The sequence below is a fragment of the Halobacillus sp. BBL2006 genome, from assembly GCF_000786645.1.
Classification (GTDB): Bacteria; Bacillota; Bacilli; order Bacillales; family Halobacillaceae; genus Halobacillus.
In genome coordinates, this window is record NZ_JRNX01000739.1 from 1 (window position 1) to 1,493 (window position 1,493).

Genomic DNA, 1,493 nt, shown 5'->3' on the forward strand with positions numbered 1-1,493 from the left:
AGAACCAGATAAAAAACAAGAGAAAAGCGGATAAAAAAAGTCTCCCAAAGAGGAGACTTTTTTAGTATTCATTGATGTACTGAACTTGTTGTGATCAGGATTCTCACGACTGTTTAATTTTTACAGCTTGAATGATTCTGTCCACGCCTTCTTTCACAATGGTGTGAGGGGCAGCGATATTCATACGCATAAATCCTTCTCCTTCGTCACCAAAGGAAGCGCCATCATTCAGTCCTACTTTTGCCTGTTTCTGCATAAAGGATTTAAGTTCTTTTTGAGTTAAATTTAGTTTCCTGCAATCGAGCCAAACGAGGTACGTTCCCTCATTAGGAATAACCTTAATAACGTCGGTTTTATTATGAAAACGTTCGATGACATAGTCACGATTGAATTCCAGTATGGTTCTTAATTCGTCCAGCCAATCTGCTCCATGTTTATAGGCAGCTTCCAGAGCTGTGATTCCCAAGGTATTCAACATGAACATTCCTTGATTATTGAATTGTTTATCTAAAGGTTTTTTCAGTTTTTTATTAGCGGTAAGTACATAGGATACTTGTAAACCGGCTAAATTGAATGTCTTCGTTGGAGAAAGACAAGTAATTGTGTTCTGGTTCGTTTCTTCTGACAATGAAGCGATTGGAGTGTGTTGATGAGATCCTAAAACTAAATCTGCATGAATTTCATCGGCCACTATTTTCACCCCATGCTTGAGACAAATCTCACTCATTCTTTCTAATTCTTTTTTGGTCCATACTCTTCCTACAGGGTTGTGAGGATTGCATAAGATGAACATGGAGACTTGATTCTCTTGGATTTTCTTCTCAAAGTCGTCAAAATCAATGTCGTATTGCTCCCCATTCAATTTGAGTGGATTCTTCACTACATGCCTTCCATGACTTTTAACGACACTGTAGAATGGCGGGTAAACGGGTGTTTGAATCAGGATATGATCTCCTATTTCCGTAAGTGATTGAATAATCATGTGAAGGGTAGGAATGACTCCAGGGCTGTAGGAAATCCAATCTGTATCAATCTCCCATTTATGTCGGGTCTGCAGCCAATCGGCAATCTGTTCTTTGACGAGATCATCGGCTATAGTGTATCCAAAGATTCCGTGATCGACTCGCTCTTTCAATGCTTCGGTTACTGCTTCTGGAGTTGTAAAATCCATGTCAGCCACCCACATTGGCAGCACTTCTTTATCTTGATATAGTTGTTCGGCCATGTCCCATTTCACGGACCTTGTACCTTTTCTTGTAATGACTTCATCGAAACGGTTCAAATTAGATTCCTCCAAACTCTCTTGTCTTTTTATTTATCATAACCGAAAGGATAGGAACGATGAAAATAAGCTGTTTGAGGAATTTATCGCAAAAAAAAAGCAAAGCGAACGTTCGCTCTGCTTAAACAGGGGGAATACGAGAAAGTCTTACGTTACTATATATAACCAACATTCATAGTTTTTAAACCTATTAAATTATTTTTTTTGTTGA

General features: G+C 38.5%; 1 protein-coding gene. It reads right to left on the bottom strand.

The annotated features are described in order from the left end of the window. Positions 1-103: 103 nt before the first annotated feature. Entirely contained in the window at positions 104-1,282 is a 1,179-nt protein-coding gene (locus LD39_RS19100) for a MalY/PatB family protein (RefSeq protein ID WP_035551905.1), read from the bottom strand. Between the last annotated feature and the right edge of the window lie 211 nt (positions 1,283-1,493).